The 23274-nt window shown below is 64.7% G+C and carries 24 protein-coding genes; 15 read left to right on the top strand and 9 right to left on the bottom strand.

The window, feature by feature from the left end:
* Positions 1 to 101: 101 nt before the first annotated feature.
* From purC to purL, 5 genes are all read left to right on the top strand, one after another.
* The gene (purC, locus tag PKE71_RS05445) at positions 102 to 857 is read left to right on the top strand and encodes a phosphoribosylaminoimidazolesuccinocarboxamide synthase (protein WP_271185952.1); all 756 of its coding nucleotides are present in this window, start codon (positions 102 to 104) and stop codon (positions 855 to 857) included.
* Between the two features lie 425 nt (positions 858 to 1282).
* Positions 1283 to 1522 (top strand): phosphoribosylformylglycinamidine synthase subunit PurS, encoded by a 240-nt coding sequence (gene purS, locus PKE71_RS05440; protein WP_271185951.1) that lies wholly within the window; start codon positions 1283 to 1285, stop codon positions 1520 to 1522.
* A 15-nt stretch (positions 1523 to 1537) separates the two neighbouring features.
* Positions 1538 to 2200, top strand: a complete 663-nt coding sequence (purQ, locus tag PKE71_RS05435; RefSeq protein WP_271185950.1) for a phosphoribosylformylglycinamidine synthase subunit PurQ — start codon at positions 1538 to 1540, stop codon at positions 2198 to 2200.
* 5 nt (positions 2201 to 2205) lie between these two features.
* Positions 2206 to 2823 carry a hypothetical protein gene (locus PKE71_RS05430; RefSeq protein WP_271185949.1) on the top strand — a complete coding sequence of 206 codons (618 nt, stop codon included), beginning with the start codon at positions 2206 to 2208 and terminating at the stop codon, positions 2821 to 2823.
* Between the two features lies 1 nt (position 2824).
* A complete protein-coding gene (purL, locus tag PKE71_RS05425) occupies positions 2825 to 5053 on the top strand; it encodes a phosphoribosylformylglycinamidine synthase subunit PurL (RefSeq protein WP_271185948.1) in 2229 nt (742 codons plus the stop codon).
* 327 nt (positions 5054 to 5380) lie between these two features.
* Here the strand turns inward: purL and PKE71_RS05420 are convergent, their stop codons facing one another.
* Complete coding sequence (locus PKE71_RS05420) at positions 5381 to 6325, bottom strand: M20/M25/M40 family metallo-hydrolase (protein ID WP_271185947.1); 945 nt, start codon at positions 6323 to 6325, stop codon at positions 5381 to 5383.
* An 86-nt stretch (positions 6326 to 6411) separates the two neighbouring features.
* Positions 6412 to 6921 (bottom strand): YHS domain-containing (seleno)protein, encoded by a 510-nt coding sequence (locus PKE71_RS05415; RefSeq protein WP_271185946.1) that lies wholly within the window; start codon positions 6919 to 6921, stop codon positions 6412 to 6414.
* A 121-nt stretch (positions 6922 to 7042) separates the two neighbouring features.
* Here PKE71_RS05415 and PKE71_RS05410 point away from each other — a divergent pair, with 121 nt between their 5' ends.
* From PKE71_RS05410 to grxD, 3 genes are read left to right on the top strand one after another with little or no spacing between them, the layout of a single operon-like run.
* Positions 7043 to 7279 (top strand): BolA family protein, encoded by a 237-nt coding sequence (locus PKE71_RS05410; RefSeq protein ID WP_271185945.1) that lies wholly within the window; start codon positions 7043 to 7045, stop codon positions 7277 to 7279.
* A gap of 6 nt (positions 7280 to 7285) precedes the next feature.
* On the top strand, positions 7286 to 8107 hold the full coding sequence (locus tag PKE71_RS05405) for an aldo/keto reductase (protein WP_271185944.1): 822 nt from the start codon (positions 7286 to 7288) through the stop codon (positions 8105 to 8107).
* Positions 8108 to 8139: 32 nt separating this feature from the next.
* On the top strand, positions 8140 to 8469 hold the full coding sequence (gene grxD, locus PKE71_RS05400) for a Grx4 family monothiol glutaredoxin (protein WP_271185943.1): 330 nt from the start codon (positions 8140 to 8142) through the stop codon (positions 8467 to 8469).
* Between the two features lie 28 nt (positions 8470 to 8497).
* Here grxD and PKE71_RS05395 read toward each other — a convergent pair whose 3' ends face one another.
* Positions 8498 to 9001, bottom strand: coding sequence for a hypothetical protein (locus tag PKE71_RS05395; RefSeq protein WP_271185942.1), 504 nt, complete (start codon positions 8999 to 9001; stop codon positions 8498 to 8500).
* Between the two features lie 276 nt (positions 9002 to 9277).
* On the opposite strand from PKE71_RS05395, the gene PKE71_RS05390 reads away from it, so the two are divergent.
* Positions 9278 to 10489, top strand: a complete 1212-nt coding sequence (locus PKE71_RS05390) for a potassium/proton antiporter (protein WP_271185941.1) — start codon at positions 9278 to 9280, stop codon at positions 10487 to 10489.
* 78 nt (positions 10490 to 10567) lie between these two features.
* Here PKE71_RS05390 and rpsD read toward each other — a convergent pair whose 3' ends face one another.
* On the bottom strand, positions 10568 to 11185 hold the full coding sequence (gene rpsD, locus PKE71_RS05385; protein WP_271185940.1) for a 30S ribosomal protein S4: 618 nt from the start codon (positions 11183 to 11185) through the stop codon (positions 10568 to 10570).
* Positions 11186 to 11440: 255 nt separating this feature from the next.
* Here rpsD and PKE71_RS05380 point away from each other — a divergent pair, with 255 nt between their 5' ends.
* Complete coding sequence (locus tag PKE71_RS05380; protein WP_271185939.1) at positions 11441 to 12541, top strand: serine hydrolase domain-containing protein; 1101 nt, start codon at positions 11441 to 11443, stop codon at positions 12539 to 12541.
* Here the strand turns inward: PKE71_RS05380 and PKE71_RS05375 are convergent.
* Together PKE71_RS05375 and PKE71_RS05370 are read right to left on the bottom strand one after the other, a co-directional pair.
* On the bottom strand, positions 12538 to 13299 hold the full coding sequence (locus PKE71_RS05375) for an RNA methyltransferase (RefSeq protein ID WP_271185938.1): 762 nt from the start codon (positions 13297 to 13299) through the stop codon (positions 12538 to 12540). The genes PKE71_RS05380 and PKE71_RS05375 overlap by 4 nt on opposite strands.
* A gap of 60 nt (positions 13300 to 13359) precedes the next feature.
* The gene (locus PKE71_RS05370) at positions 13360 to 13704 is read right to left on the bottom strand and encodes a DMT family transporter (RefSeq protein WP_271185937.1); all 345 of its coding nucleotides are present in this window, start codon (positions 13702 to 13704) and stop codon (positions 13360 to 13362) included.
* Positions 13705 to 13813: 109 nt separating this feature from the next.
* On the opposite strand from PKE71_RS05370, the gene PKE71_RS05365 reads away from it, so the two are divergent.
* On the top strand, positions 13814 to 14878 hold the full coding sequence (locus PKE71_RS05365) for a glycosyltransferase family 2 protein (protein ID WP_271185936.1): 1065 nt from the start codon (positions 13814 to 13816) through the stop codon (positions 14876 to 14878).
* The gene (locus PKE71_RS05360; RefSeq protein WP_271185935.1) at positions 14838 to 17429 is read left to right on the top strand and encodes a phospholipid carrier-dependent glycosyltransferase; all 2592 of its coding nucleotides are present in this window, start codon (positions 14838 to 14840) and stop codon (positions 17427 to 17429) included. Before PKE71_RS05365 ends, PKE71_RS05360 begins: the two co-directional genes overlap by 41 nt.
* An 82-nt stretch (positions 17430 to 17511) precedes the next feature.
* Here the strand turns inward: PKE71_RS05360 and PKE71_RS05355 are convergent, their stop codons facing one another.
* Positions 17512 to 18951 carry a hypothetical protein gene (locus PKE71_RS05355; protein ID WP_271185934.1) on the bottom strand — a complete coding sequence of 480 codons (1440 nt, stop codon included), beginning with the start codon at positions 18949 to 18951 and terminating at the stop codon, positions 17512 to 17514.
* Between the two features lie 207 nt (positions 18952 to 19158).
* Here PKE71_RS05355 and PKE71_RS05350 point away from each other — a divergent pair, with 207 nt between their 5' ends.
* The 3 genes from PKE71_RS05350 (at position 19159) to PKE71_RS05340 (ending at position 21385) form a co-directional block, all read left to right on the top strand.
* Complete coding sequence (locus PKE71_RS05350; RefSeq protein WP_271185933.1) at positions 19159 to 20382, top strand: NADP-dependent isocitrate dehydrogenase; 1224 nt, start codon at positions 19159 to 19161, stop codon at positions 20380 to 20382.
* 116 nt (positions 20383 to 20498) lie between these two features.
* On the top strand, positions 20499 to 20888 hold the full coding sequence (locus PKE71_RS05345; RefSeq protein ID WP_271185932.1) for a hypothetical protein: 390 nt from the start codon (positions 20499 to 20501) through the stop codon (positions 20886 to 20888).
* 86 nt (positions 20889 to 20974) lie between these two features.
* Positions 20975 to 21385: a hypothetical protein gene (locus PKE71_RS05340; protein WP_271185931.1), complete on the top strand. Its 411-nt coding sequence runs from the start codon at positions 20975 to 20977 to the stop codon at positions 21383 to 21385.
* Here PKE71_RS05340 and sigJ read toward each other — a convergent pair.
* Together sigJ and PKE71_RS05330 are read right to left on the bottom strand one after the other, a co-directional pair.
* Positions 21382 to 22257 (bottom strand): RNA polymerase sigma factor SigJ, encoded by an 876-nt coding sequence (sigJ, locus tag PKE71_RS05335; RefSeq protein WP_271185930.1) that lies wholly within the window; start codon positions 22255 to 22257, stop codon positions 21382 to 21384. The two genes, PKE71_RS05340 and sigJ, sit on opposite strands and share 4 nt — an antisense overlap.
* Positions 22254 to 23180, bottom strand: a complete 927-nt coding sequence (locus PKE71_RS05330; protein ID WP_271185929.1) for a hypothetical protein — start codon at positions 23178 to 23180, stop codon at positions 22254 to 22256. Before PKE71_RS05330 ends, sigJ begins: the two co-directional genes overlap by 4 nt.
* Positions 23181 to 23274: the final 94 nt, after the last annotated feature.

The following is a 23274-nucleotide window of genomic DNA, read 5'->3' as shown; positions in this document are numbered from 1 at the left end:
CCCCCTTCGATGCGCGGTCCGGTTCTCGATTCGGGCCGCGTCTCTCTTTTCGGGTCGACTGCCCCGGCTGCCGGGGCTGACCGCCAATGGAGCGTCCGCCCATGTCCCGCCGCAAGATGATCTACGAAGGCAAGGCCAAGATCCTGTATGAAGGCCCCGAACCGGGCACGATCGTGCAGTATTTCAAGGACGACGCCACCGCCTTCAACAACCAGAAGAAGGCCACGCTCGAGGGCAAGGGCGTGCTGAACAACCGGATTTCCGAGTATATCATGCTCGGGCTCGGCCGGATCGGCATTCCGACCCATTTCATCAAGCGTCTGAACATGCGCGAGCAACTGGTGCGCCAGGTCGAGATCATTCCGCTGGAAGTGGTCTGCCGCAATGTCGCCGCCGGTTCGATCAGCCAGCGCCTGGGCGTGCCGGAAGGCGACCAGCTGCCCCGCTCCATCGTCGAATTCTACTACAAGAAGGACGAGCTGGGCGATCCGATGGTGTCCGAAGAGCACATCACGGCGTTCAACTGGGCCTCGACCCAGGAGATCGACGACATGATGGCGATGACGCTGCGGGTGAACGACTTCCTGTCCGGCATGTTCTCCGCCGCCGGTATCCGCCTCGTCGACTTCAAGCTGGAATTCGGCCGCCTCTACGAAGGCGACATGGTGCGCACCGTGCTGGCCGACGAGATCAGCCCGGACAGCTGCCGCCTGTGGGACATGGAAACCAACGAAAAGATGGACAAGGACCGGTTCCGCCGCGATCTGGGCAATGTCACCGAGGCCTATGCCGACGTGGCCCGCCGCCTGGGCATCATGAAGGAACACGGCCAGGGCAGCGGCGAAAGCCAGAAATAGGCGCGTGCTCTGTCCCGGCGACAAGACAAGGCGCTGCTTGCGGGCGGCGCCTTTTTTTGTTGCTCGTTTTTCTTCGCCGCTCTCTCCGTCATCCTGACACCCGCTTTCGCGGGCGCAGGCTTCAGTCAGGATCCAGGCCGACCGCCCGCCTGGGTTCCGGCTTTCGCCGGAATGACGGTTTGGTGAGGTTTGGAACAACAAGCCTCGCTCGCAATCATCCTCAGGGCACGGGACGCGCCCACATCGTACTCCGATTTCCACAGGACAGGGCGGGCGCGATTTCGCGAAAAATCTCCTTGCAGACACTCGCAGCCATGCCCCCGCATCCCTGCCCTGCTGAATCACACGGGGCTATCAATTGCGCCCAAGGCCATGTCGCTTTATTGAGGGCGCGAATTTCAGGCCTTGAAAAGCGAGTCGAGCCCGTGAAAGCGAAAATCCACGTCTATCTGAAACCCGGCGTCCTTGATCCCCAGGGAGCCGCCGTCGCCGGCGCGCTGCACAATATGGGCTATGACGAGGTCGTCGAGGCCCGCCAGGGCAAGCTGATCGAGCTGGACCTGACCGGCGACGATGCCGAAAAGGCCCGCACCCGGGTCGAGGAAATGTGCGCCAAACTCCTCTCCAACCCGGTGATCGAGAGCTACTCGATCGAGCTGGAATAGCGGGGTCCGGCCGAGATGAAATCCGCCGTCATCGTCTTCCCCGGCTCGAACTGCGACCGCGACGCCCATGATGCGATCGCGAAAGTCACGGGCCACGCTCCCGCCATGGTCTGGCACCAGGAAAGCGAACTGCCCGAGGGCACCGATTTCGTGATGGTGCCGGGCGGTTTTTCCTATGGCGACTATCTGCGCTGCGGCGCCATGGCCTCGCGCTCGGCGATCATGCCGGCCATTGTGGCCCACGCGGCCACCGGCGCGCCGGTTCTGGGCGTGTGCAACGGCTTCCAGATCCTCACCGAAAGCGGCCTCCTGCCCGGCGCGCTGATGCGCAATGCCGGCCTGAAATTCGTCTGCGAGAAGGCGAAGCTGAAGGTGGAGAATGCCAATACCCGCTTCACTTCGCACTATGAGGGCGGTGCCGAGCTGATCGTGCCGATCGCGCACCATGACGGCAATTACTTCGCCGATGACGAGACGCTCGACCGGATCGAGGGCGAGGGCCAGGTGATCTTCCGCTACGGCAGGAACCCGAACGGCTCCAAGCGCGACATCGCCGGCATCACCAATGAGCAGGGTAATGTCATGGGCATGATGCCCCACCCGGAACGCGCCGTGGACGAAAAGCATGGCGGCACGGACGGGCTGAAACTGTTCGAGAGCCTGCTCGGGAGCGCGTAGGAGCGATGGCAGACGCTCTTGATAAACTTCTTGAGCACTCAAGCTCTGCCATCGGTCGGCCTTTGGAGGAAGTCGGAAGACTTCCCGAGCGCTATGCCCCCATTCGCCCGATACTCGAACGACGCAATGGTTTTTGGGCTGGGTTTTCTGCGCTACATGTCCTTCCGTATGACAATAGCTCACACCCAAATTTGGGCTTGTCTGAAAAGTTGGCCAGCGATCTCAGCCTGTTCGAGCAAGCCACCGATAGCGTCATCTTTGCCTTTGATGCCTACGGAATGCCTTTCATCTACCGGGATGACGAGTTCGGGCATCTCGACTATGGCACGGGGAAAATCGACCCCATGGGGCGTTCAGTCACTGACTGGGCCCGCATCCTGATCGAGGATTTTGCCCTCTTCACAGGGTGGCCGCTGGTCGAAGCATGGCAGAAGGAGCATGGTGGGCTCCCGGTCGGTAGCCGCCTGTTTCCGTGCCGCCCCTTCTTCCTGGGCGGAGACTACAAAACGTCCAATTTGCGGGCAGTTTCAATAGCCGATGGCTTTGGCGCTGCGGCACAAATTTACAACCAAACCAAAGACCTTCCCGACGGGGCAAAGGTAGAAATCGTGGTGGCTGACTAACATGACCCAATACGCTGAAGGCATCACCGCCGAGATCGTCGCCGAGCACGGCATCAATGACGAAGAATACGCCATCATCCTCGACCGTCTGGGCCGGGCGCCCAACCTCGTGGAACTGGGCATTTTCTCGGTCATGTGGTCGGAACACTGTTCCTACAAGTCCTCGCGCGCCCATCTGGGCCGGCTGCCGACGGATGGCGAGAAGGTGATCCAGGGCCCGGGCGAGAATGCCGGCGTGATCGATATCGGCGACGGTCAGGCCGCCATCTTCAAGATGGAAAGCCACAATCACCCCTCCTTCATCGAGCCCTATCAGGGTGCGGCGACGGGTGTGGGCGGCATCCTGCGCGACGTCTTCACCATGGGCGCACGTCCGGTGGCGCTGATGAATGCGCTGCGCTTTGGCGCGCCGGACCATCCCAAGACGCGCCAGCTGGTTTCCGGCGTGGTCGCCGGCATCGGCGGCTACGGCAATTGCGTCGGCGTGCCGACCGTCGGCGGCGAGACGAATTTCCACGCCGGCTATAACGGCAATATCCTGGTCAACGCGATGGCGGTGGGCCTGGCCGATGCGGACAAGATCTTCTACGCCCGCGGCGCCGAGCCGGGCCAGCCGATCGTCTATGTCGGCTCCAAGACCGGCCGCGACGGCATCCACGGTGCCACCATGGCTTCGGCCGAGTTCGACGATGCCTCCGAGGAGAAGCGTCCCACCGTCCAGGTCGGCGATCCCTTCGTCGAGAAAAAGCTGATCGAGGCTTGCCTGGAGCTGATGGCGACCGACGCCATCGCCGCCATCCAGGACATGGGCGCTGCCGGCCTCACTTCCTCCTCGGTCGAGATGGCCGACAAGGGCGGGATCGGCATCCATCTGGACATGGACAAGGTGCCCCAGCGCGAAGCCAACATGACGGCCTACGAGATGATGCTCTCGGAAAGCCAGGAACGCATGCTGGTCATCATGAAGCCGGGCCGCGAGGACGTTGCCCACGAGATCTTCCGCAAATGGGAACTCGATGTCGCCGTGATCGGCGAGACGACCGATACCGGCCGCATGGTGCTGACCCACAAGGGCGAGACCGTGTGCGACATCCCGGTGGCGCCGCTGGCCGACGATGCGCCGAAGTACGAGCGCCCCTATTTCGCACCGGAAGTGCGCGCCCAGATCCACGCCAAGGACATCGCCCAGCCCGATCATATGGGCGAGGTGCTGCTGAAGCTGATGTCCTCGCCGGACATGGCCTCCAAATCCTGGATCTGGAAACAGTATGACCGCCACGTGATGGCGGATACGGCGGCCTCCTCCGAGGATCCGTCCGACGCGGCCATCGTCCGCGTGCACGGCACCAGCAAGGCGCTGGCCATCACCACCGACTGCACGCCGCGCTATTGCTACGCCCACCCGTTCGAGGGCGGCAAGCAGGCCGTGGCCGAAGCCTGGCGCAATCTGACCGCCACCGGCGCCGACCCGATCGCGATCACCGACTGCCTGAATTTCGGCAATCCCGAGCGCGAGGAGATCATGGGCCAGTTCGTCGGCTGTATCGACGGCATGGCGATGGCCTGCGCCACGCTCGGCTTCCCGGTCGTGTCGGGCAATGTCAGCCTCTACAACGAGACCAATGGAGCTGCTATTCCGCCGACCCCGGCGATCGGCGGTGTCGGCCTGATCCCGGATATCGACAAGCGGGCCGGTTTCGGCGGCATGAAGGATGGCGATATCCTGCTCGTGGTCGGCGAGACCCAGGGCGTGATGGGCGCTTCGGTCTATCTCAAGGTCATCGAGGACCGCGAAGACGGCGACGCACCGCATGTCGATCTGGACGCGGAGAAGGCCAATGGCGATTTCGTGCGCGGCCAGATCCGCACCGGCCGCCTGACGGCCTGTCACGATGTTTCCGACGGCGGCCTCGCCTGTGCCGCGGCCGATATGGCCCTGGCCTCGGATTGCGGCATCAAGCTGGCCCATGAGGGGGCCAACCCGCCGATGCACGGCTTCCTCTTCGGTGAGGACCAGTCGCGCTATCTGATCGCCGCCCGGAAGGAAGACGCCATCGCCATCCTGCAGGATGCCAAGGCGGACGAGATTCCGGTTCAGGTGGTCGGCCTCGCCGGCGGCACTGCGATCAGCGTCAACGGCGCCCACCCGCTCGAACTCGACCGCCTGCGTGCGGCCTGGGAAGGCTGGATGCCCGGCCTGATGGACCAGCTGGTCGAAGCGGCGGAATAGTCCGCCGCTTCGCCGCGCACTCCCCCTCCACTTTCCCCGGCCTTGTGCCGGGGCCTGGAGGAGCCTGCGCCTGAAACGCCACCAGACCCCGGAATAAATTCGGGGAAAACGGAAGTATTCACTACAACCTCTTCAGTTTCTCCCGGACGCAAGCCTGCGAAGGCAGGCTGCAGATCCGGGACCGACCGAAGATCGTTTCAAGCGACGAGTTTCCCGTTGGTCCCGGCACTCCGCCCGGCCTTCGCCGGGCTTTCAGCCGGGAAAAGCGGAATGGTGTTTAGGGGGTAGCGCCTACTCTCCTTACAAGGGGAGAAGCGGAAAAAGAGCCTACCGCCCCGCGGCTTCGCCGATTTCGTCCAGCCTCTCATCCGCCTCCCGGGCGAAGTCAAGGATGGCGGCGGAGGCGTCCTGGAAGAAGTCCAGCGTCATGTTCTCATAGGTGTCGGTCGGCTGGTGGTAGTGCGGGTGGAAGTCGACGCCGAGATAGATGAAGGGGATGCCGGCGACGTGGAAGGCACCTGAATCCGTCAGCAGCGTCCAGTCACCGCCCGGCTCCTCGGTCGGCTCGTCATAGCCCATCGGCATCGACACATCGGCGCGCGCGGCGACCTCTTCGACCATCGGGACGAGGAAGGGATAGTGATAGGTGCCGACGGCCCACAGGATGCGGTCCTGCGACATCGCCACCATGTCCATGTTGAGATTGAAGGTGATGTTCTCCACCGGGATGGGCGGATTGGCGACGAAGGCGCGCGCACCCTGCAGGCCCCGCTCCTCGGCATCGACGAAGGCGAAGATCACGTCGTGCTCGGGCGGGTTGGCGGCAAAGTCCGCGGCAATGGCGAGCACCGAGGCCACACCGGACGCATTGTCGTCGGCGCCGTTCCAGATCTGTCCGTCGCGCATACCCTCATGATCGTAATGGGCCGTGACGACGAGGGTACGCTCGCTGTCCGAGGTCCCCTCGATCTGCGCCAGGATGTTCACACCGGTGATGTCGTCGTCCGGATTGCGCGGCAGGGAGAAGGTGAAGCTGTGCTCGTAATCGCCGTTCACCGGCCCCACGCCGATCCCCTCAAGCCGCTCGATGATATAGGCGCGGGCCCGGGCATTGCCCTCGGTTGCTACTTCGCGGCCTTCCATGTCGTCGGCGGCCAGGATGCGCAGGTCTTCCAGCAATTGCTCGCGATCGAGCGCCGGGCCCTCCTGGGCACACCCGGCCTGGGTAAGGACGGCAACAGAAACGGCAGCGCCGAACAGGATGGACCGCATGAAAACTCCCCCGGATTGATCAATCCGGGGGAGCTTGCCACGGCGCAGGCCGGGAACACACTGAATTTTCGGTCAGTATCTGCGGATCACCGGAACCAGCCGCGCGGCGGGCTGGCGGCCGGTTCGGCTTCCAGCTCCGGCCAGTTGGCCTCGGCCTGCGTGATGAAACCGTCGATGTCGCGCTCCCAGCGGCGCTGGATGCCGGCATCGTAATTCATGTAGAGCACGCCTTCGACAATCCGGTAAGCCTGCGGATCGGTACGCGCCTTGTAGCCGCGCGAGGCCGCCCAGGCGCAATGCCCGTCATAGGCCGGGATATAGCGCTGCGGATTGGCCAGGAAGGCCTCGCGATTGGCCTCGCTGGCGAAATGCCAGACGGCGCCATTATACGCGGCGCTGATATCGGCCAGACCCATCTGCGGGGTCTCGGCAGTGTGGTAGGAAACGACATCGAAACCGCTGACGGCGCGGCCCTCCCGGTCGACATATTGCTCGCCGGCAAAGGCCGCGCCGGCCAGCAGGAAGACCGCCAGCGCGAGATTGGCAGCGCCCAGCGACAGGCGAAGGCAGGTTTTGGCAGTCAACAGCAGGCCCATGGTCTTTCCCCTTGCGGTCGTGGCGATTAGCTTGGCCCCTGATATGCGCCCGACACCGGTCCGGTAAAAGGCACAACGCAACACGCCGGATCACACATCCGTCACCGCCCGGAGAGCCGCCATGCCCATGCCCGCCGAGGATATCGTCGCCCTGATCAAGGCCGGCATTCCCGATGCCCAGGTCGAGATGGAAGACCTGGCCGGCGATAACGACCACTGGAAGGCGGTGGTCACGTCGGAAAGCTTCCGCGGCAAGCTGCGCGTCGCCCAGCACCAGATGGTCTATGCCGCACTCGGCGACAGGATGGGCGGAGAGCTGCACGCCCTCGCCCTGGAAACCCGCGTACCGGCAGGCTGAGCCGGCGTGATCGACGACCCGGCCTTCTCCCGTCTCGGCTTCGGCGTCTCCGGCCCGCACGCAGGCTGGGCCATGCCCCGCCACGCCACGGAAGACCTTGTGCACCGGGCCGTCGGCCTGGGGGTCACCCTGTTCGACACCGCGCCCTCCTACGGCAAGGGCGAGGCGGAACGCCGTCTCGGTCGCGCGCTCCGGACCGTGCCGCGCGACAAGGTCTTCGTGGCGACCAAGGCGGGGATCGGTCCGGGCGGGCGCCGTGATTTCTCCGCTGGCGCCGTGGAAATGTCGCTGCGCGCCTCGCTGGACCGGTTGTCGATGGATCATGTCGATCTCCTGCTGCTGCATGGTCCGGCCCCGGCCGAGATGAGCGACAAGCTGATCCGCCATCTCGAAGCCTTCCGCGAACGCGGCATGGTGCGCTATCTGGGCGTTTGCGGGCGCGGCGGCGAGCTCGACGCCGCCATCGATACCGGGGCGTTCCAGGCGATCATGGCGCCGGTGAACAGCGGGCTTTCCGATATCGAGACGGCCCGGCTGGAACGGGCCCGCGCGGCCGGACTGCGTGTGCTGGGTATCGAGGTGATGGCCGGCACCACGCGCCGCCGTCTGCCCCGCTCGCGCGGCGATCTTTGGTACTGGGCCCGCCAGACCAGACGCAGTCTTCTGGGTACGGCACCGGTCGTGCCGGTCAATACGCCGCAGCTGGGCCTGAAATGGGCGCTCGAAAACGGACCGGCAGATGCGCTAGTGTGCCTGACAACACGCCACGCCAATCTGGCCGAGAATGCCCGGCTGGCGGCCCTTGAAGCCCGAGCCTCCGCTTCCTAGCTGAACGGACAGATCCAACAGGGAGTCCCGCCATGACCACTGCCCAGGACGTCATCAAGTCCACGATCGAGAATAACGACGTCGTCCTGTTCATGAAGGGCACGCCGGTGTTTCCGCAATGCGGCTTTTCCTCGGTGGTCGCCCGTGTGCTGGACCATCTCCAGGTCGATTTCGAGAGCGTCAACGTGCTCGAGGACGATGGTATCCGCCAGGGTATCAAGGAATTCTCGAACTGGCCGACCATCCCGCAACTCTACATCAAGGGCGAGTTCGTCGGCGGCTGCGACATCGTCAAGGAAATGTTCGAGACCGGCGAGTTGCAGACCTATCTGCGCGACAAGGGTCTGATCGAACCGGCCTGAGCCCTTTCAGGGCTCCGGCCAGCCTGCGTCAGCGCGCCGCGACCACGCGGCGGCCGGGTGCTGGCGGGGCGCTTTCCAGCGGATTGAGCACAACGACCTCGCCCTGTGCGGGCACGCCCAGCTCGTCGAGCGCAAACGCCAGCTGCACGCCCCAGGGCATCTCCCGGCTGCACCCGTCCGGCGTATCCCGGGACAGGCTGACCGCGTAGACGTCGCCCTCATAGCTGCCGACATCGACCGTGAAATCCGAGCGCGCGGTACAGCCGTGGCTGCCGGCATGCACAACGAGGATCTCGTTGTCGATCACCCGCCAGTGCATGACCGGTTCGAGCGACGGGTCGACCGCCGGCGCCCGGCCGAAACCGGGTACGCGCATGTCGGAAAAGCGGATGCGTGGAAGCGCCCGCATGGCGGGCATCGGGGGCAGTGACGGCAGGAATGCGGAACGCCCCTCATCGCCCGCACTCCCGGTCGTCGAACATGCCGACGCCATCACCGCCACGCCTGCGAAAACACCCCAAACTGCTTTCACTCTTGCCCCCGTCCGTGTTGCCCGACACGAATTCCGCACGACCGGCTAACTCCCCCAGCGACCGTGACGGAGATCACATGAAACCGGTTACGTCGCGAGAATCAACCCCTTGCTCCTCTCAAGCGAACCAGGTTCGCCGACTGCCCGCAGTCGTAGCAGGTCTGCCTGTCATTGCATCACCCTCTGTTCCCAACGGCAGTCGGCAATGAGCCAGCGACCGGCTAGAGTGTGATTTGCCCCATTTTTCCGACCTTTTCCGGCTCTGCTGACGCCCTTATGCTGCACATCCTGCTTCTGATCAGCGCCACCATCGCGCTGAGCATCATGCTGATCCCGCTTTCATCGCGCTTCCGGGCGCCGATCCTGCTTGTCTTCCTGGCGATCGGCATGGCGCTGGGTGAAGACGGTCCCGGCGGGATCGAGTTCGAGGACTTTGCGCTGACCTATTCGGCCGGCTCGATCTGCCTGGCCCTGATCCTCTTGTCCGGCGGGCTCGACACGCGCTGGTCGGACGTGAAGGCGGCAGCCCTGCCGGCAGGCCTGCTGGCCGGTCCCGGCGTGGTGCTGACCGCGACCTTCGTCGGGCTCGCCTACAGCCTCCTGCTGGGTGCCTCGCTGGCGGAAGGCCTGCTGTTCGGCGCGGTGGTCAGCTCCACGGATGCCGCCGCCACCTTCATGTCACTGCGCCATGGCGGGATACGGTTGCCCCAGCGGCCACGCCAGACCCTGCTCGTGGAATCCGGCGTCAACGACCCGGTCGCGATCTTCCTCACCATCAGCCTGGTGGAAATCGTCGACAGCGGCAGCGGGCTCTCGCTGAACGCCCTTGCAGGCGCACTGCCTCTTCTCGCCAGCCAGCTCGGCCTGGGATTGCTGACCGGTCTTGCCGGCGGCTGGCTGGCCTCCAGCCTGCTGAGCTGGCTCAGACTGCCCGCTGGCCTTGCCTCCCCCTTCCTGCTGGCGACGGGGCTCGCAACCTTCTCGGGAACAGGACTGATCGGCGGATCGGGTTTCCTGGCGGTCTATCTCTTCGGGCTTGTCGTCGCCAATCACGGTGCCAAGCCGCCGCAACGGGCCATCCATTTTCACGAAGGCCTGTCCTGGATTGCGCAGATCTGCCTGTTCGTACTGCTCGGCCTGCTGGTAACGCCGAGCGAGCTGGGCGGAGTGGCCGCCAGCGGGCTGATCCTCGCAGGCGCGCTTATCCTGATCGCGCGGCCGCTGGCCGTCTTCGCCTGCCTTTTGCCGGCACGCATGCCATGGCGCGAACAGGCCTATATCGGCTGGATGGGCATGCGGGGATCGGTGCCGATCTTCCTGGCGATCTTTCCGGTGGTCAGCCCCGGACCGATCACACCGGTCTTCTTCGACCTCGTCTTCGTGATCGTGGTGATCTCGCTGCTCGTGCACGGGCTGACGGCCGGTGTTTCGGCACACATGCTCGGCCTGGACGGCCGGCAGGATCGCAACGGGCCGGACGCCGGCTGACACGGCAATCTCCACGCCAGGAAAAAGGCCGCCCCGGAGATCCGGAGCGGCCTGTTTTCCAGGTCGGATTTCGTCCTCTTACGAGGAGTAGAATTCGATGACCAGGTTCGGTTCCATCTGCACCGGATACGGCACTTCGGAGAATTCCGGCATGCGCACGAAGGTGGCCTTCATGGCTTTCGGATCCAGGTCGATATAGTCCGGGATATCGCGCTCGGCGCTTTCCAGGGCTTCCAGCACCAGGGCCATGGAACGCGAGCGGTCACGAACCTCGATCACGTCGCCCGGCTTGCAGCGGTAGGACGGGATGTTGGTCTTGACGCCGTTCACCTTGACGTGGCCGTGGTTCACGAACTGACGCGCAGCGAAGACGGTCGGCACGAACTTGGCGCGGTAGACGATCGCGTCCAGGCGGCTTTCCAGCAGGCCGATCAGGTTTTCCGTCGTGTTGCCCTTGCGGCGCGAAGCCTCGTCATAGGTGCGGCGGAACTGCTTCTCGGTGATGGAACCGTAATAGCCCTTCAGCTTCTGCTTGGCGCGCAGCTGCAGGCCGAAATCGGACATCTTGCCCTTGCGGCGCTGACCGTGCTGGCCCGGGCCGTAGGAACGCGAATTGACCGGAGACTTCGGACGGCCCCACAGGTTTTCACCCATGCGGCGGTCAATCTTGTATTTCTGCGAATGACGCTTCGACATGTTCTCTCTATTCGATGCGGCCCGGCGCGCTCTCCCTCATCAGCACGCGATCAAAACGGCGGTCCACGCATCGTCCCGTTGAAGTGAAACGATCCAGGGTCTGGCCCCGGCGAGGGAAGCGGGGGTTTTACCTGCCAGGACAGGGAAGTCAATGGGCGCGCTGCCGGTGCCGGCGGCTGGATCGCCGCGGCGCTGCGGGTCCTTGATCACGATACCTTGCCTTGACCCCGCCCGCCCCCGGTTCTAGGCAGCCCTATGCGCCTGATTATACCGATTGTTTTCTGCCTGATCGCCGCACCAGCCGGCGCTGACGATCCGGCCCCCCTCGCCCTGTCCCGGATGAACGCCGCCGTCGAAGACGGCCAGGTACCGGGCCTGTCCGTCACCATCCGGCGGGCAGACGGCACGCGGATCGACCTGCACGCAGGCCTCGCCGATCCGCGCGAAGGTATTCCCGTGGGCAGCGACACGCGTTTCCTGTCCGGCAGCACCGGAAAGACGATCACCGCCCTGGTCGCGGTCCAGCTCGCCGAAGCAGGCACGCTCGACCTCGACGCGCCGGTCTCGACCTGGCTGTCGGACCGCGACTGGTGGGACGGTCTCGCCAATGCCGACGCGCTGACCCTGCGCATGCTGCTCAACCATTCCGCCGGTGTGCCGGACTATCTGGAAGACCTCGACTTCTTCCTCGCCGGCCTGATACGCGGCAATCGCGGCTATTCCCCCGACGAGCTGGCCGGCTTCGTCGCCGGGGATGCGGCGGAAGGCGAACCGGGCGCGCACTTTTCCTATTCCGACACCGACTACATCCTCGTCGGCCTGATCATCGAGACGGCGACCGGCGAGACCTTCTACGATCTGGCCCGGCGCCTTGTGATCGAACCGCTGGGCATGACGGGCACCGAGCCGCTGCAGGGCCGGACGTTCGAGAACCTCGCGGCCGGTCATACGCACGGCCTGTTCGGACGGCAGGCGACAGCGCGCCGCGGCACGCTGAAATCCAACCTCGACCATGAGTGGACGGGCGGCGGCTGGGTCACCACGCCGGGAGACCTCGTCACGCTCTATCGCGCCCTGGGCGATGGTGGATTTTTCGCTGCCGAGGGCGCCATCATGCGCTCGGATATCAATGCGTTCGACGAGGCCGGCACGCGCGGCTACGGCCTGGGCATCTATGTGCGCTTCCACGACGACGGCGCCTACCGCATCGCCCATGGCGGTGATTTCGGCGGCTACCGGTCGTCGGTCATCCATGACAGCCGCTCCGGCCTGACCCTCGCCGTTCAGGGCAATGACAAGGCATTCGAGGCGCCGGACTTTGCCTTCGAACTGCTCGGGGCGCTGACGGCGGATTAGTCCTCCCGCACCACCCTCGCCTTGCCGCGGCCCAGAGCCAGCGCTTTCACGGCACCGCGGAAGGTGCGCACCTCCTGCTCGGTCCAGCGGCCGCGAATGAAGGCATTGCGCAGATTCTGGACCATGAGCGGCGTCTTGGAGGGCGGATAGAAAAAGCCGGCCCTCTCCAGCTCGTATTCGAAATGCTCGAACATGCGCTCCAGGTCTTCGCGTTTGGCGATGTCCGAGACCGGCTCGAACTCGGCCGGCGGCGCTTCCTCGGCTTTCCACTCATAGGCAATCACGGCGATCGCCTGGGCGAGATTGAGCGAGGAGAAGCTGCGATCGACCGGCAGGGTGATGATCGCGTCGGCCATGGTCACCGCCTCATTGGGCAGGCCGGACTTCTCGCCACCGAACATCACGCCGACCCGTTCACCGGCGGCGATGGCGGCCCGCATCTCGGCTACCGCCTGGCGGGCGGTGAGAACCGGCTTCTCCATGCCGCGCGGCCGCGCTGTGGTGGCGTAGAGACGGGTAAAGTCGTGGGTCGCATCGGTCAGACGGTATTCCACGCGGGCATTGTCCAGGACCGGCGACCCCGCCGACATCGTGATCGCCTTGTCGTTCGGCCAGCCGTCGCGCGGATCGAGCACGACGAGTTCCGGCAGGCCGAAATTCCCCATCACGCGTGCGGCGGCGCCGATATTCTCGCCCAGCTGGGGCGTATGGAGGATGAAGGCGGGGGCTGTATGCCCGGTCTGGTACAGGTCCGTCATGGTGCGCGTCATGTCCCGTTGTGCACGACAGATCAAGTGGCTTGCACGCCGCTCAGGCGCTCAGCGCACGCACAGATAAACGCCCAGACAGACCAGGAGCAGGCCGACCGGATAAGACCAGGTCAGGCTCTCGCCGAACAGGACAACCGAGGCCGCCGGCACAAAAATCGCGCCGAGCAAGGCGAAAGGATAGGCGCGCGAGAGCGGTGTGTCGGTCAGGATCCAGACCCAGAGCGCAGTGGCGCCGGCATAGATCACCAAGGCGGCAAACAGGGGAAGCGATGCAAAAGCCCAGAGACCGCCGATTGCCTCGACCCGCGCCTTGATATCGATCGCGGCAAACTTGAACGCCACCTGCCCGCTCGCAAGCAGGATTGAAAACAGAAAAAGCACGGCGAGTTTCATGGCTGCCCCCTGGCCCCGACCCTGGCAGAGCCCCGGCCGTCCGCAATACAACTTCCAATGCCCTTCACGTCATGATAGCGCCTTTGGCCAGCATGAGAATGACCAAGGGATGGCCGTGAGTCTCCATCGCGATACAGGACCGGGTCCGCACCGTCATCCTTCGGCCGAGGATTCGGCCCCGTCGAGCATCGCCGTGATCATTCCCGCCTATCGGGTTCGCGATCACATTCTGGGCGTTATCGGGGACGTCGGACGCGAAGTCTCGATGATCATCGTGGTTGATGACGCCTGCCCCGAGAAAAGCGGCGACTTTGTCGAACAGACTTGTACCGACCCGCGGGTAACGGTCGTGCGTCACGACCGGAACCAGGGCGTGGGCGGTGCGGTGCTGACCGGCATGCGGGAGGCGATGGCGCGCGGCGCGGATGTGCTGGTCAAGGTCGACGGCGACGGACAGATGGATGCCACGCTTGCCGGCAACTTCGCGGCACCGATTGTCAACGGCCAGGCCGACTATGTGAAGGGCAACCGGTTCTTCTACCTGGAAGCGTCCGAGACCATGCCTTTCGCCCGGCGAGCCGGGAATCTCGCCCTCACCTTCATCAGCCGGTTCTCCACCGGGTACTACTCACTGTCAGATCCGACAAATGGCTATATCGCAATCGACCGCCGGCTTGCGGAATGCCTGCCAATGGAAAAGCTCTCAAAGCGGTATTTCTTCGAGACCGATCTCTTGTTCCGGATCAACACGCTGGGCGCCAAGGTCGTCGAGATCCCCCACAACGCGGTCTACGGCGACGAGGAAAGCAGCCTCGATGTCCGCTCGGAGCTGTTCCAGTTCGCCGGACGGCACGTTGTCACGCTCGCCAAGCGGCTCTTCTACCAGTATGTGCTCCGCGACTTCAATCCCGGCAGCGTGCTGCTCTTCCTGGGGCTCGTATTCGCGGTTTTCGGCACGCTGGGCGCAATGTCGGCGTGGACCCAGAGCACACTCACCGGCATCCCCCGCTCGGGCGGCGCCGTTGCCCTGATCGAGGTTCTCGTCATCCTCGCAACGATATTCCTTGTCGGCTTCCTGAACTACGACATCGGCAAGGAACCCAAGCAGCCGATTTCCTGGCTTCTCGGTATCGGTGTCGGCCGCCCCGCCAGCCAGTTCGAGACTGATGACTAGAGCGGCTGTCATTCCCGTCGCGACGGCAGCGCTCACCGGCGTTGTCGTTCTCGTTGCGGTCGCCGTTTTTGCCCTCTGGCCAGCGGAGTCTTCGGCGCGCTGGCTACCGGGCGTGGGCGGTATCTGGACATTTTTCCTGCCCGCCCTCGCGACGGTCGCGTCCGTTCTGATTGTCCGTCCTTTTCTCGACAGAACCCGCAAATGGGTCGCGTGGCTGCCCGTCATCCTGTTCATGCTGTTCAGCTGGGGCCCCGGTGTGGCTGCCGGACTGCTCGTGCAGCTGGGGGCATCGGCGCTGCTGGGGCTTGCCGTTGTCTGGCGGATCTCGACAGGCCTTTTTCCCCGCAGCGCGAAAGCCCGTCCCGGAGGCGGCCTGCTGATTGTCTGTACCGTCGCGGGGCTCGCACTGGTCAGCGGCGCACTCTGGGCGGCGTTCTGGATCCCGCTGAATACCGCTAACACACATTTTGCCGCATACCTGGCGCTGGGTGCTCTGGCCTGGGCTGCGCTCGGCCCTGACGGACGCAGGTTCGCCCGGCTCTGCCTTGCCAGCGCCGGCCGTTCGGTGCACCGTGCGCCGGCCGGATTCGCGCTCCTCGGCATCGCAGGCTTCCTGACCTTCGCATTGATGAGTCTGTTGCCTGAGCTCGGTCCCGACGCCCGGGCCGCATACCAGGGCTATTTCGAACATTTGCGGGTTCACGGCGAATGGCACCAGGCCCCCTGGCGCGCCGCCTGGGGGCTGCAGCCGCTGGGCGGGCTGCACCTCGCCGGCTCGGCCTATCTGATGGCGGGAGAAGGCGGCGCCCGGGCCCTGAACTGTGTCCAGGCCAGCCTCTATGCGGCATGCGCTGGCGTGATCGCACACACGATTTGCCGCTCCCGCATCGCCGGCTGGGCCGCGGGCGCAATCGTGATCACCACTCCGGTGCTGCTGAAGCTCTCCGGCGATTTCTATTATGACAATGCCGTCGCCATGTTCATTACGGGCGCGATGACGGCACTGGTTCTCGCGCTGAAGTCCCGCACGACGGCGGCCGCAGCGCCCTGTCTGCTCGGTTTCGGCCTGTGCCTCGCCGGCGCTGCCGCTTCCAAGAATTCGGCCTGGGTGATGAGCGTTTTCCTGTATGCGCTCGCCGTGGCGACGCTGTTCATGCGGCATCGCCGCCCGATCCGGTCCATCGCGACCCTGACCGCCGCGACCGCAATCGCGATGACCGCGCTTGTGGTGCCGGTCGTGCTGGCCACCTTCCTGCTGACGGGAAACCCGGTCTTTCCGTACTACAACCAGATTTTCCAGTCGGACTTCTACCCGCCGAACCAGCACCGGACCCCGCATGAGGGCTTTGCCAGCCTCGACATGTTTGTCCGCCTGGTGTTCGACACCCAATCCATATCGCCCCACGACCTGCGCGGATCGCTGGGCGCAGGCCTGCTGCTTGCCCTGCCCGCTGCGGCAGCTGCCCTCGTCAAACGATTGCGGGTATGGCTGGTCATTCTGGCCGGTCTTCTGGCCGCCGTCGGCACCCTGACCGCCCTGCAGAATGATCTGCGGCTGCTATGGCCCGTTTTCCCGGCGCTGCTGGCCGTTGCCACAGGGATCGTGCTTGCGGTTTCCGCACCGGTCCCCGCCGCATTCCGGGCAACCGCCCTTGCCCTGACGGCGCTTTGCGGGCTGCAGATCGTATTGCTCCCCACAGGCAGTTATCATCTGGCGGAATACAATATCTTCCAGGCCCTGCACCCCAAGAGCCGCGACACGCTGGCCGAGTTCGCCGCGACGTCAGCCAGGATCAACGCGATGCTCGACGGCCTGAGCCCGTCGCCCCGGCGGCGCCTGTACCTGTCGACCTCGATCGGCCCGTCAGGCGCGCTGAATTTCGAGGATGGCTGGTACACCATCAATGCCCGGCGCTATCTGCACCAGGCACGCAACAGCGAACACTTCACCACGGCCCTGCGCACCCTGGCGCCGGATGTGGTGGTTGTCGGGACGGAGGGGCGGCGCCATTGGCTGTACCCGGATATCTACCGCGTCCTCCGCACCAACAGCTGGGCCGTGTTCGACTTTCCCGGCCATCAGGTGTTCATGCTGGATAACACCCTCGCCTTCCCGGTTTCCGCGGCGAGCACGCCAGAACTGGCACAGCTTGTCGACCAGTCGCAGACTGTCGACGGACTGGCGGCGGACGAGACTTTGCGGATTACCTTCCCTGTTCCGCAGGACGATGCGGAGTCCGCGAGCGTCGGCTTCACCTATACCTGCCCGGCCGACGCCAATCTGATCCTGACATTCGGTGTATACAGGGACGATCGGGCCCTGGTCGCGCGGCACACGCAACGCCCCTGCCTCGGCGACGATCAACCGGGAACCGTCCGGATGGCAGAGCTTCTGCCTGACCTTCAGGGTCTGAATGTCACGCTGGAGGCCCGGCTCTCCGACGCGGACAGCACCTTTGTCATCCGCGAGCTGGAGGCCGGCATCAAGCCGCGTTTCACGCGCCAGTCCTATCTTGACCTGCTGGGCAACAGCCAGAGCGTGATCAGGTGAAGTGGAAACCGGTTCACCGGTTCGATCACGCGACCACTCAGGATTCTGGGGCAGGGGCGATTCCGCAGGAAACGATCCTGCTCTAGTTCTGCGCGCCGAAGCCGGTCAGCTGGCCGGCCTCGTCAAACTCAGGAGACAAAGGCGTCATTGCCATCGCCGCACGCAGTTCGCCGGCCGGGTCGACGACGCCCTCGATCACGATCCGGCGCAATGGCCGGACCAGGTCCGCATCCGCCCCCAGGCCCGACATGGCCGCGAAGAAGAGATCGGCGCTGACCGGCTCGTCCATGTCGAGCGCGGCGGACTGCATCGCCTGCCATATCGCATAGATGTCGCCGTCCGGTGCACCGGCCGCGGCGATCAATGAGACCAGTGACCCGCAGTCGTAATACGCGCCGAAATAGCCGCGAGCCCCCGCACCGCGCAGAGGACCGTCCTGCAAGGCAGGAAGGCAATTCGTCCAGGCCTGGGCGTAGGCGGTATCGATATATGCGCCAGGCTCTTCGGTCATGCCCGCAACCAGCGCATTCGCCATCGTGTTGGCGCCGCCTTCATGGATCCAGCTGTCCGCCGTGTCGCCATTGCGGGCGCCGCTGGCATTCTGGAACTGGTGCGCCACCTCGTGCGCGAAAAACCAGTTGAGATAGTTGCGCAGGCGCGGCGATTCTTCGCGCATCGCCTCACCGGACGTGTCCAGCATGATCACCGACCCGGAGACGCCGCCCTTGTTGGAAAAACCCGGATTATCGTAGCCGCCAAAGGCGAAGTAGAGCACGGCCCGCTCGTCGAGCGGACGCTGCCAGCGGGTTTCGTAGAGCGCGAAGATCGCCTCCATGTCCCGGTCGATGGATGCCAGCACCCAGTCCGGCAGGCCCCGGTCGATGACGCCGATATAGCTGCGCCCTTCAACGATCTCGCCATCGCCCAGATAGACGAAGCTTCCCCCGCCGAGCGACACGTCTTCGATCGCGCCCTCGCGCACGGCTCCTTCGAATACCATCCGCCGGTCCGACCGGACCCGGACCCCGAGCACGGGCTGTTCGCCGCGCCAGCGATCGAGACGGCCCTCCAGCGCCGCAGCGGCATCGGCGTCTGCCACAGGCATCAGGTCGAACTGGCCGGTGAACAGGGCGAGGCCGCCGTCGGAGAAGTCGACAAAGGGGCTGTAATCGCCCTCCGGATTGACGAAGCGCGGCTCGGCGACCAGCGAGACCTGCGATGCGGGCGCGTCGAAGACCAGCGTATCGAAACCGTTGAGACGCTCGAGACGCGCGCCCTCTCCTGCGACCTCCCAGGCGCCCACGCGATAATCGCCCGTGGACCGGCTGAAGATCATGGCGGTCTGCGGCGCCGCGAAGACATAGTCGACGTCGAACCGGCCATCGGCCCGCTCGGAAACCGTTGCGGTCACACCGGTGCCCTCGATCAGGGCCGCGCTGTCCATCATCGCACCGCCCGCCCCGTCACAGGCTGAAGCGATCATGGCGAGCGCCAGTGCAAACCCGATCCGAATGACTGTCATTATACGTCCCCATGCCGACACGCCCCCCGGCGCCAATGGCAGTTAACAATGTTCGTGGCAGGAGCGAAAGTTACGGCCGCGGACAGGCGCGCGCTTTTTCAGGCCGGGCCTTCCTTGACTCAATGACCGATGCTAGAGAGCGCGCAAATTCTCTCGTGCGCCCGCGGGCGCACGGTCCCGTACGTCCGAAAAGAAAGCAGAACACCCATGGCGAAGATCAAAGTCGATACCCCGGTCGTCGAGCTCGACGGCGACGAGATGACCCGCATCATCTGGCAGATGATCAAGGACAAGCTGATCCTGCCCTATCTCGACATTGATCTGAAATACTACGACCTCTCGGTCACCAAGCGTGACGAGACGGACGACCAGATCACCATCGACGCCGCCAACGCGATCAAGGAATACGGTGTCGGCGTGAAATGCGCCACGATCACACCGGACGAAGCCCGCGTCGAGGAATTCGGCCTGAAGAAGATGTGGCGCTCGCCGAACGGCACGATCCGTAACATCCTCGGCGGCGTTGTCTTCCGCGAGCCGATCGTGATTTCCAACATCCCGCGTCTGGTTCCCGGCTGGCAGCAGCCGATGGTCATCGGCCGCCACGCTTTCGGCGACCAGTACAAGGCGACCGACTTCCTGGTTCCCGGCAAGGGCCGCCTGACGATGACCTTCACACCGGAAGACGGCGGTGAGCCGGTCGAATACGAAGTGTTCAACTTCCCGGGCGCCGGCGTCGCGATGGGCATGTACAATCTGGACGAGTCGATCCGCGACTTCGCGCGCGCCTCGTTCAATTACGGCCTGCAGCGCGGCTGGCCGGTCTACCTGTCGACCAAGAACACCATCCTCAAGGCCTATGACGGCCGCTTCAAGGACCTGTTCCAGGAAATCTTCGACGCCGAATTCAAGGACGCCTTCCAGTCCAAGGGCATCTCCTACGAGCACCGCCTGATCGACGATATGGTCGCCGCGGCGATGAAGTGGTCCGGCGGCTTTGTGTGGGCCTGCAAGAATTATGACGGCGACGTGCAATCCGACACCGTCGCCCAGGGCTTCGGCTCGCTTGGCCTGATGACGTCGGTGCTGATGTCGCCGGACGGCAAGACGGTGGAAGCAGAAGCCGCGCACGGCACCGTCACCCGCCACTACCGCCAGCACCAGCGCGGCGAGCAGACCTCGACCAACTCCATCGCCTCCATCTTCGCCTGGACGCAGGGCCTGACCCATCGCGGCCGCATGGACGGCAATGAAGATCTGCAGAAATTCGCCAAGACGCTGGAAGACACGATCATCAAGACCGTCGAGGCCGGCTACATGACCAAGGACCTCGCACTTCTGGTCGGCGAGCAGCAGGGCTGGCTGTCCACCGAGGGCTTCCTGGACAAGGTCGACGAGAACTTCCAGAAGGCCATGGCCAACTGGGGCTGATCCTTCGATCGGACGAACCTCAAGAGGGGCGGAGCCGGCGGCTTCGCCCTTTTTTGTGTCCTCCCCTTGACGGGTGCGGTCTCAAACGACACCACTGGGCCGTGCAAGGGACCAGGATGACAAACGACCTGACCGGCGTCTGGTTCGGCGAGTACGGCTATCCGCTCGGCGAAGCGCCTGTGACGTTCATCGCCAGTATCGACGATCGCGGCGGCCTGCTGACCGGCCGGACCGACGAGCCCAACACGTTCGCAATGCCCGGCGCAGCGCGTCTGTTTGCCCATGTCCAGGGCGCCTGCAGGGACGGGATCGTCTCCCTCACCAAGACGTATGACGGTACGGGCGGCGCCATTCATTCCGTGGCCTATACGGGCGAATTGAGTGCCGATGGCAACATGATCGCCGGCATATGGCGGACGCGCGGATGGTCCGGCCGCTTCTCCATGTCGCGCCCTGTTGTTCCCGCGGCAGAATTCGACGAAGCGCTGGAAACCGTCGACGAGTAACGCGCGACCTTGATTTTGAGCGCCCAGCGCCGATACTCGGAAAGTTGTCATAAAGGACAGCCCGCTGCCGGGCACGGGGACGCAGGGTGAATTTCAGCATCGACTTCGAAGCCGAGAACGGTCTGTGCGTCTACCGCATATCCGGAAAGCTCGCGCCCGACGAACTCCTGTCCGTGTTCGCCATGGCCCGGATCCAGCCCGGCTGGTCGGACGATTATGACTTCCTGACCATTCTCGATCATGTCTCGCTGAGCGATATCCGGGCCGATTCCGTGACGCGCATGATGGACACCATGCGCGAGAATGACGATGCCAGACCGTCGCACAAGCGCCGCGCCGCCATTGTCTGCAACGACCCGTTTTCCAAGGCCACGCTGACCTATTGGGAGCTGGCCAGCCGCAACAGGCTGACCACCGAGGAACGTGTCTTCCAGCACGAAACGCAGGCCCGGGCCTGGCTCGCCGCCGCCCGCACCATGAGCAATGCAGCGAATTAGAGCGGCAGTTTCAGCGGGTTTCGCATGACATAGATCCAGCCGATGCGGGACGGATTGTCCACCGCCGGCGTAACGGTCATCAGGAAATCACTCGCGCCCCCGTCGAGAATACCGATCGCCGGACGGCCGTTCATCCAGACCAGATCCGGCACCCGGTCCGGCGGTTTTCGCGTCGCCAGGGCGTGCATGACCTGCGCGGTCTCTGCCGCCCCCATGAGCGGACGCAGGGCTGCGCGCGCCTTGCCGCCGCCATCGCTGATCGCGACGACCTCCTCGGACAGAAGCGCCGCAATCTGCCGGATATCGCCCCTGGCATAGGCCGTCATGATGCCCGCCAGCAATTCCATGATGGCCTCCGGCGCGCTTCCCGGGCGTGCCGGGCCCCCGCGCGTCTTGCGCCGGGCTCGCGAGACCAGCTGGCGGCAGGCCGCCTCGGTGGTATCCAGAACCCCGGCCAGGGCCTCGTAGCCGGTGTCGAAGGCCTCGTGGAGAATGAAGGCCGCACGCTCGCGCGGTGTCAGGGCCTCCATCGCCCACAGAAGGGCGAGTTCGGCCTGCTGCGCCGTCTCGATGCGCGCCAGCAGATCGTCTGCAGGGTCATGCAGCCAGGGTTCGGGCAGCCAGGGACCGGTATAGGCCTCCCGGCGCACCCGCGCCTTGCGCAGGGCATCGATCGCCAGCCGTGTGGTGGCAGCGGTCAGCCAGGCCTGGGGATTGGCGACCTCGCCGGTATCGGCACGGTCCCAGCGCAGCCAGACATCCTGAACCACATCCTCGGCGGCCGCCCGTTCGCCCAGCATGCGATAGGCAATCGAGATCAGGCGCGGACGTTCGGCCTGGAAGGCCGACAGGTCGGTTTGAAGAGCGGTCATGCGGCTGCCACTGTTTCGGTCTGGCCGGCCACGTCAAGCCTCTGGCAGGCCGCGCCGAAGCCCGTCAGCGTCTTCATCGTCGGATAGGTCCGCGAGACCACGACCGCCAGCGCGAGTTCCGACAACGCTGCCTCGCCGTACCGTTTGACGATCTCGTCGCGCATCGCCATGGCCTCTGCTTCACCAGCCAGGACCGCGGCCGTATAGCTGAATCCGAGCGCGGACACCGGATCGGCCCGCCCGAAGTCCCGCCGGATAAGCGCGCGCACCGTTTCCGGCTCGGCACCGTCGGCACAGACCTTGTCGATCGTGATCTGTGCGCAAGGCCCGCAATCCTCGTGCAGCGATGCGGCCAGCGAGGCACCATGAAGCAGCGCGGGCGGAGCCTGCCTGGAAAGACCGGAGAGGCCCTGCAAGGCTGTCAGGAAGCGCACGCTGTCCGGCACCGTATCGACAAGCCGGTGCAGATAAGCGGCATCGTAGGACCACTGCGCCTCGAAACGCCGCAGCCCCGCATGCACCAGGCGCGGCATGCCTGTACCCAGCCCCGCAAGCGGCACCCGCAGCGCAAGAACGACAAGAACCAGCGCCGGCAGGATCACCCCGCCGGTCTCGACCACCCAGGCGGCGTGTGACACCGCGCCGTGCATGGCGAGGCCTGCCGTGTGGAAAGCGGCATGCAGGACCGGCCAGGCCAGCCCGGCCAGGATCAGGCTGCGCTGGCGCAGCCAGACGCCGGCCGCCATCGCCCCGGCGGAGACCAGAAAGGCAAATCCGATATCGACGATGAAATGCATATTGTATCCGCCGGTCGCACTGACACCCGCCGTGCCGTCGAAAAAGCCCTGCGGATCCGCGATCATTCTGACGCCATTGAGCAAATAGAAGACGGCACCGAGATAGAGAAGACTGCGCTGGATCATCTGGAACTCCCTTGCTTTCGGGTTCCAGACGGACGGATGGCCTTCTTTGTGACAGTCCGGCCCTGAAAATTCCGGCTTCAAGCCCCGGCCGTGT

This window comes from Maricaulis virginensis (assembly GCF_027922185.1).
In the GTDB taxonomy this organism is placed as follows: domain Bacteria; phylum Pseudomonadota; class Alphaproteobacteria; order Caulobacterales; family Maricaulaceae; genus Maricaulis; species Maricaulis virginensis.
Note: the sequence above shows the minus strand (reverse complement) of the source record. Positions and strands in the feature narration are given on the sequence as shown.

What these genes read in the sequence shown, in the direction of transcription:
- purC (WP_271185952.1), top strand. Translation starts at nt 102, where the DNA reads ATGTCCCGCCGCAAGATGATCTACGAAGGCAAGGCCAAGATCCTGTAT.
- purQ (WP_271185950.1), top strand. Translation starts at nt 1,538, where the DNA reads ATGAAATCCGCCGTCATCGTCTTCCCCGGCTCGAACTGCGACCGCGAC.
- PKE71_RS05430 (WP_271185949.1), top strand. Translation starts at nt 2,206, where the DNA reads ATGGCAGACGCTCTTGATAAACTTCTTGAGCACTCAAGCTCTGCCATC.
- purL (WP_271185948.1), top strand. Translation starts at nt 2,825, where the DNA reads ATGACCCAATACGCTGAAGGCATCACCGCCGAGATCGTCGCCGAGCAC.
- PKE71_RS05420 (WP_271185947.1), bottom strand. Translation starts at nt 6,325, where the DNA reads ATGCGGTCCATCCTGTTCGGCGCTGCCGTTTCTGTTGCCGTCCTTACC.
- PKE71_RS05415 (WP_271185946.1), bottom strand. Translation starts at nt 6,921, where the DNA reads ATGGGCCTGCTGTTGACTGCCAAAACCTGCCTTCGCCTGTCGCTGGGC.
- PKE71_RS05410 (WP_271185945.1), top strand. Translation starts at nt 7,043, where the DNA reads ATGCCCATGCCCGCCGAGGATATCGTCGCCCTGATCAAGGCCGGCATT.
- grxD (WP_271185943.1), top strand. Translation starts at nt 8,140, where the DNA reads ATGACCACTGCCCAGGACGTCATCAAGTCCACGATCGAGAATAACGAC.
- PKE71_RS05390 (WP_271185941.1), top strand. Translation starts at nt 9,278, where the DNA reads ATGCTGCACATCCTGCTTCTGATCAGCGCCACCATCGCGCTGAGCATC.
- rpsD (WP_271185940.1), bottom strand. Translation starts at nt 11,185, where the DNA reads ATGTCGAAGCGTCATTCGCAGAAATACAAGATTGACCGCCGCATGGGT.
- PKE71_RS05380 (WP_271185939.1), top strand. Translation starts at nt 11,441, where the DNA reads ATGCGCCTGATTATACCGATTGTTTTCTGCCTGATCGCCGCACCAGCC.
- PKE71_RS05375 (WP_271185938.1), bottom strand. Translation starts at nt 13,299, where the DNA reads ATGACGGACCTGTACCAGACCGGGCATACAGCCCCCGCCTTCATCCTC.
- PKE71_RS05370 (WP_271185937.1), bottom strand. Translation starts at nt 13,704, where the DNA reads ATGAAACTCGCCGTGCTTTTTCTGTTTTCAATCCTGCTTGCGAGCGGG.
- PKE71_RS05365 (WP_271185936.1), top strand. Translation starts at nt 13,814, where the DNA reads ATGGCCGTGAGTCTCCATCGCGATACAGGACCGGGTCCGCACCGTCAT.
- PKE71_RS05355 (WP_271185934.1), bottom strand. Translation starts at nt 18,951, where the DNA reads ATGACAGTCATTCGGATCGGGTTTGCACTGGCGCTCGCCATGATCGCT.
- PKE71_RS05350 (WP_271185933.1), top strand. Translation starts at nt 19,159, where the DNA reads ATGGCGAAGATCAAAGTCGATACCCCGGTCGTCGAGCTCGACGGCGAC.
- PKE71_RS05345 (WP_271185932.1), top strand. Translation starts at nt 20,499, where the DNA reads ATGACAAACGACCTGACCGGCGTCTGGTTCGGCGAGTACGGCTATCCG.
- sigJ (WP_271185930.1), bottom strand. Translation starts at nt 22,257, where the DNA reads ATGACCGCTCTTCAAACCGACCTGTCGGCCTTCCAGGCCGAACGTCCG.
- PKE71_RS05330 (WP_271185929.1), bottom strand. Translation starts at nt 23,180, where the DNA reads ATGATCCAGCGCAGTCTTCTCTATCTCGGTGCCGTCTTCTATTTGCTC.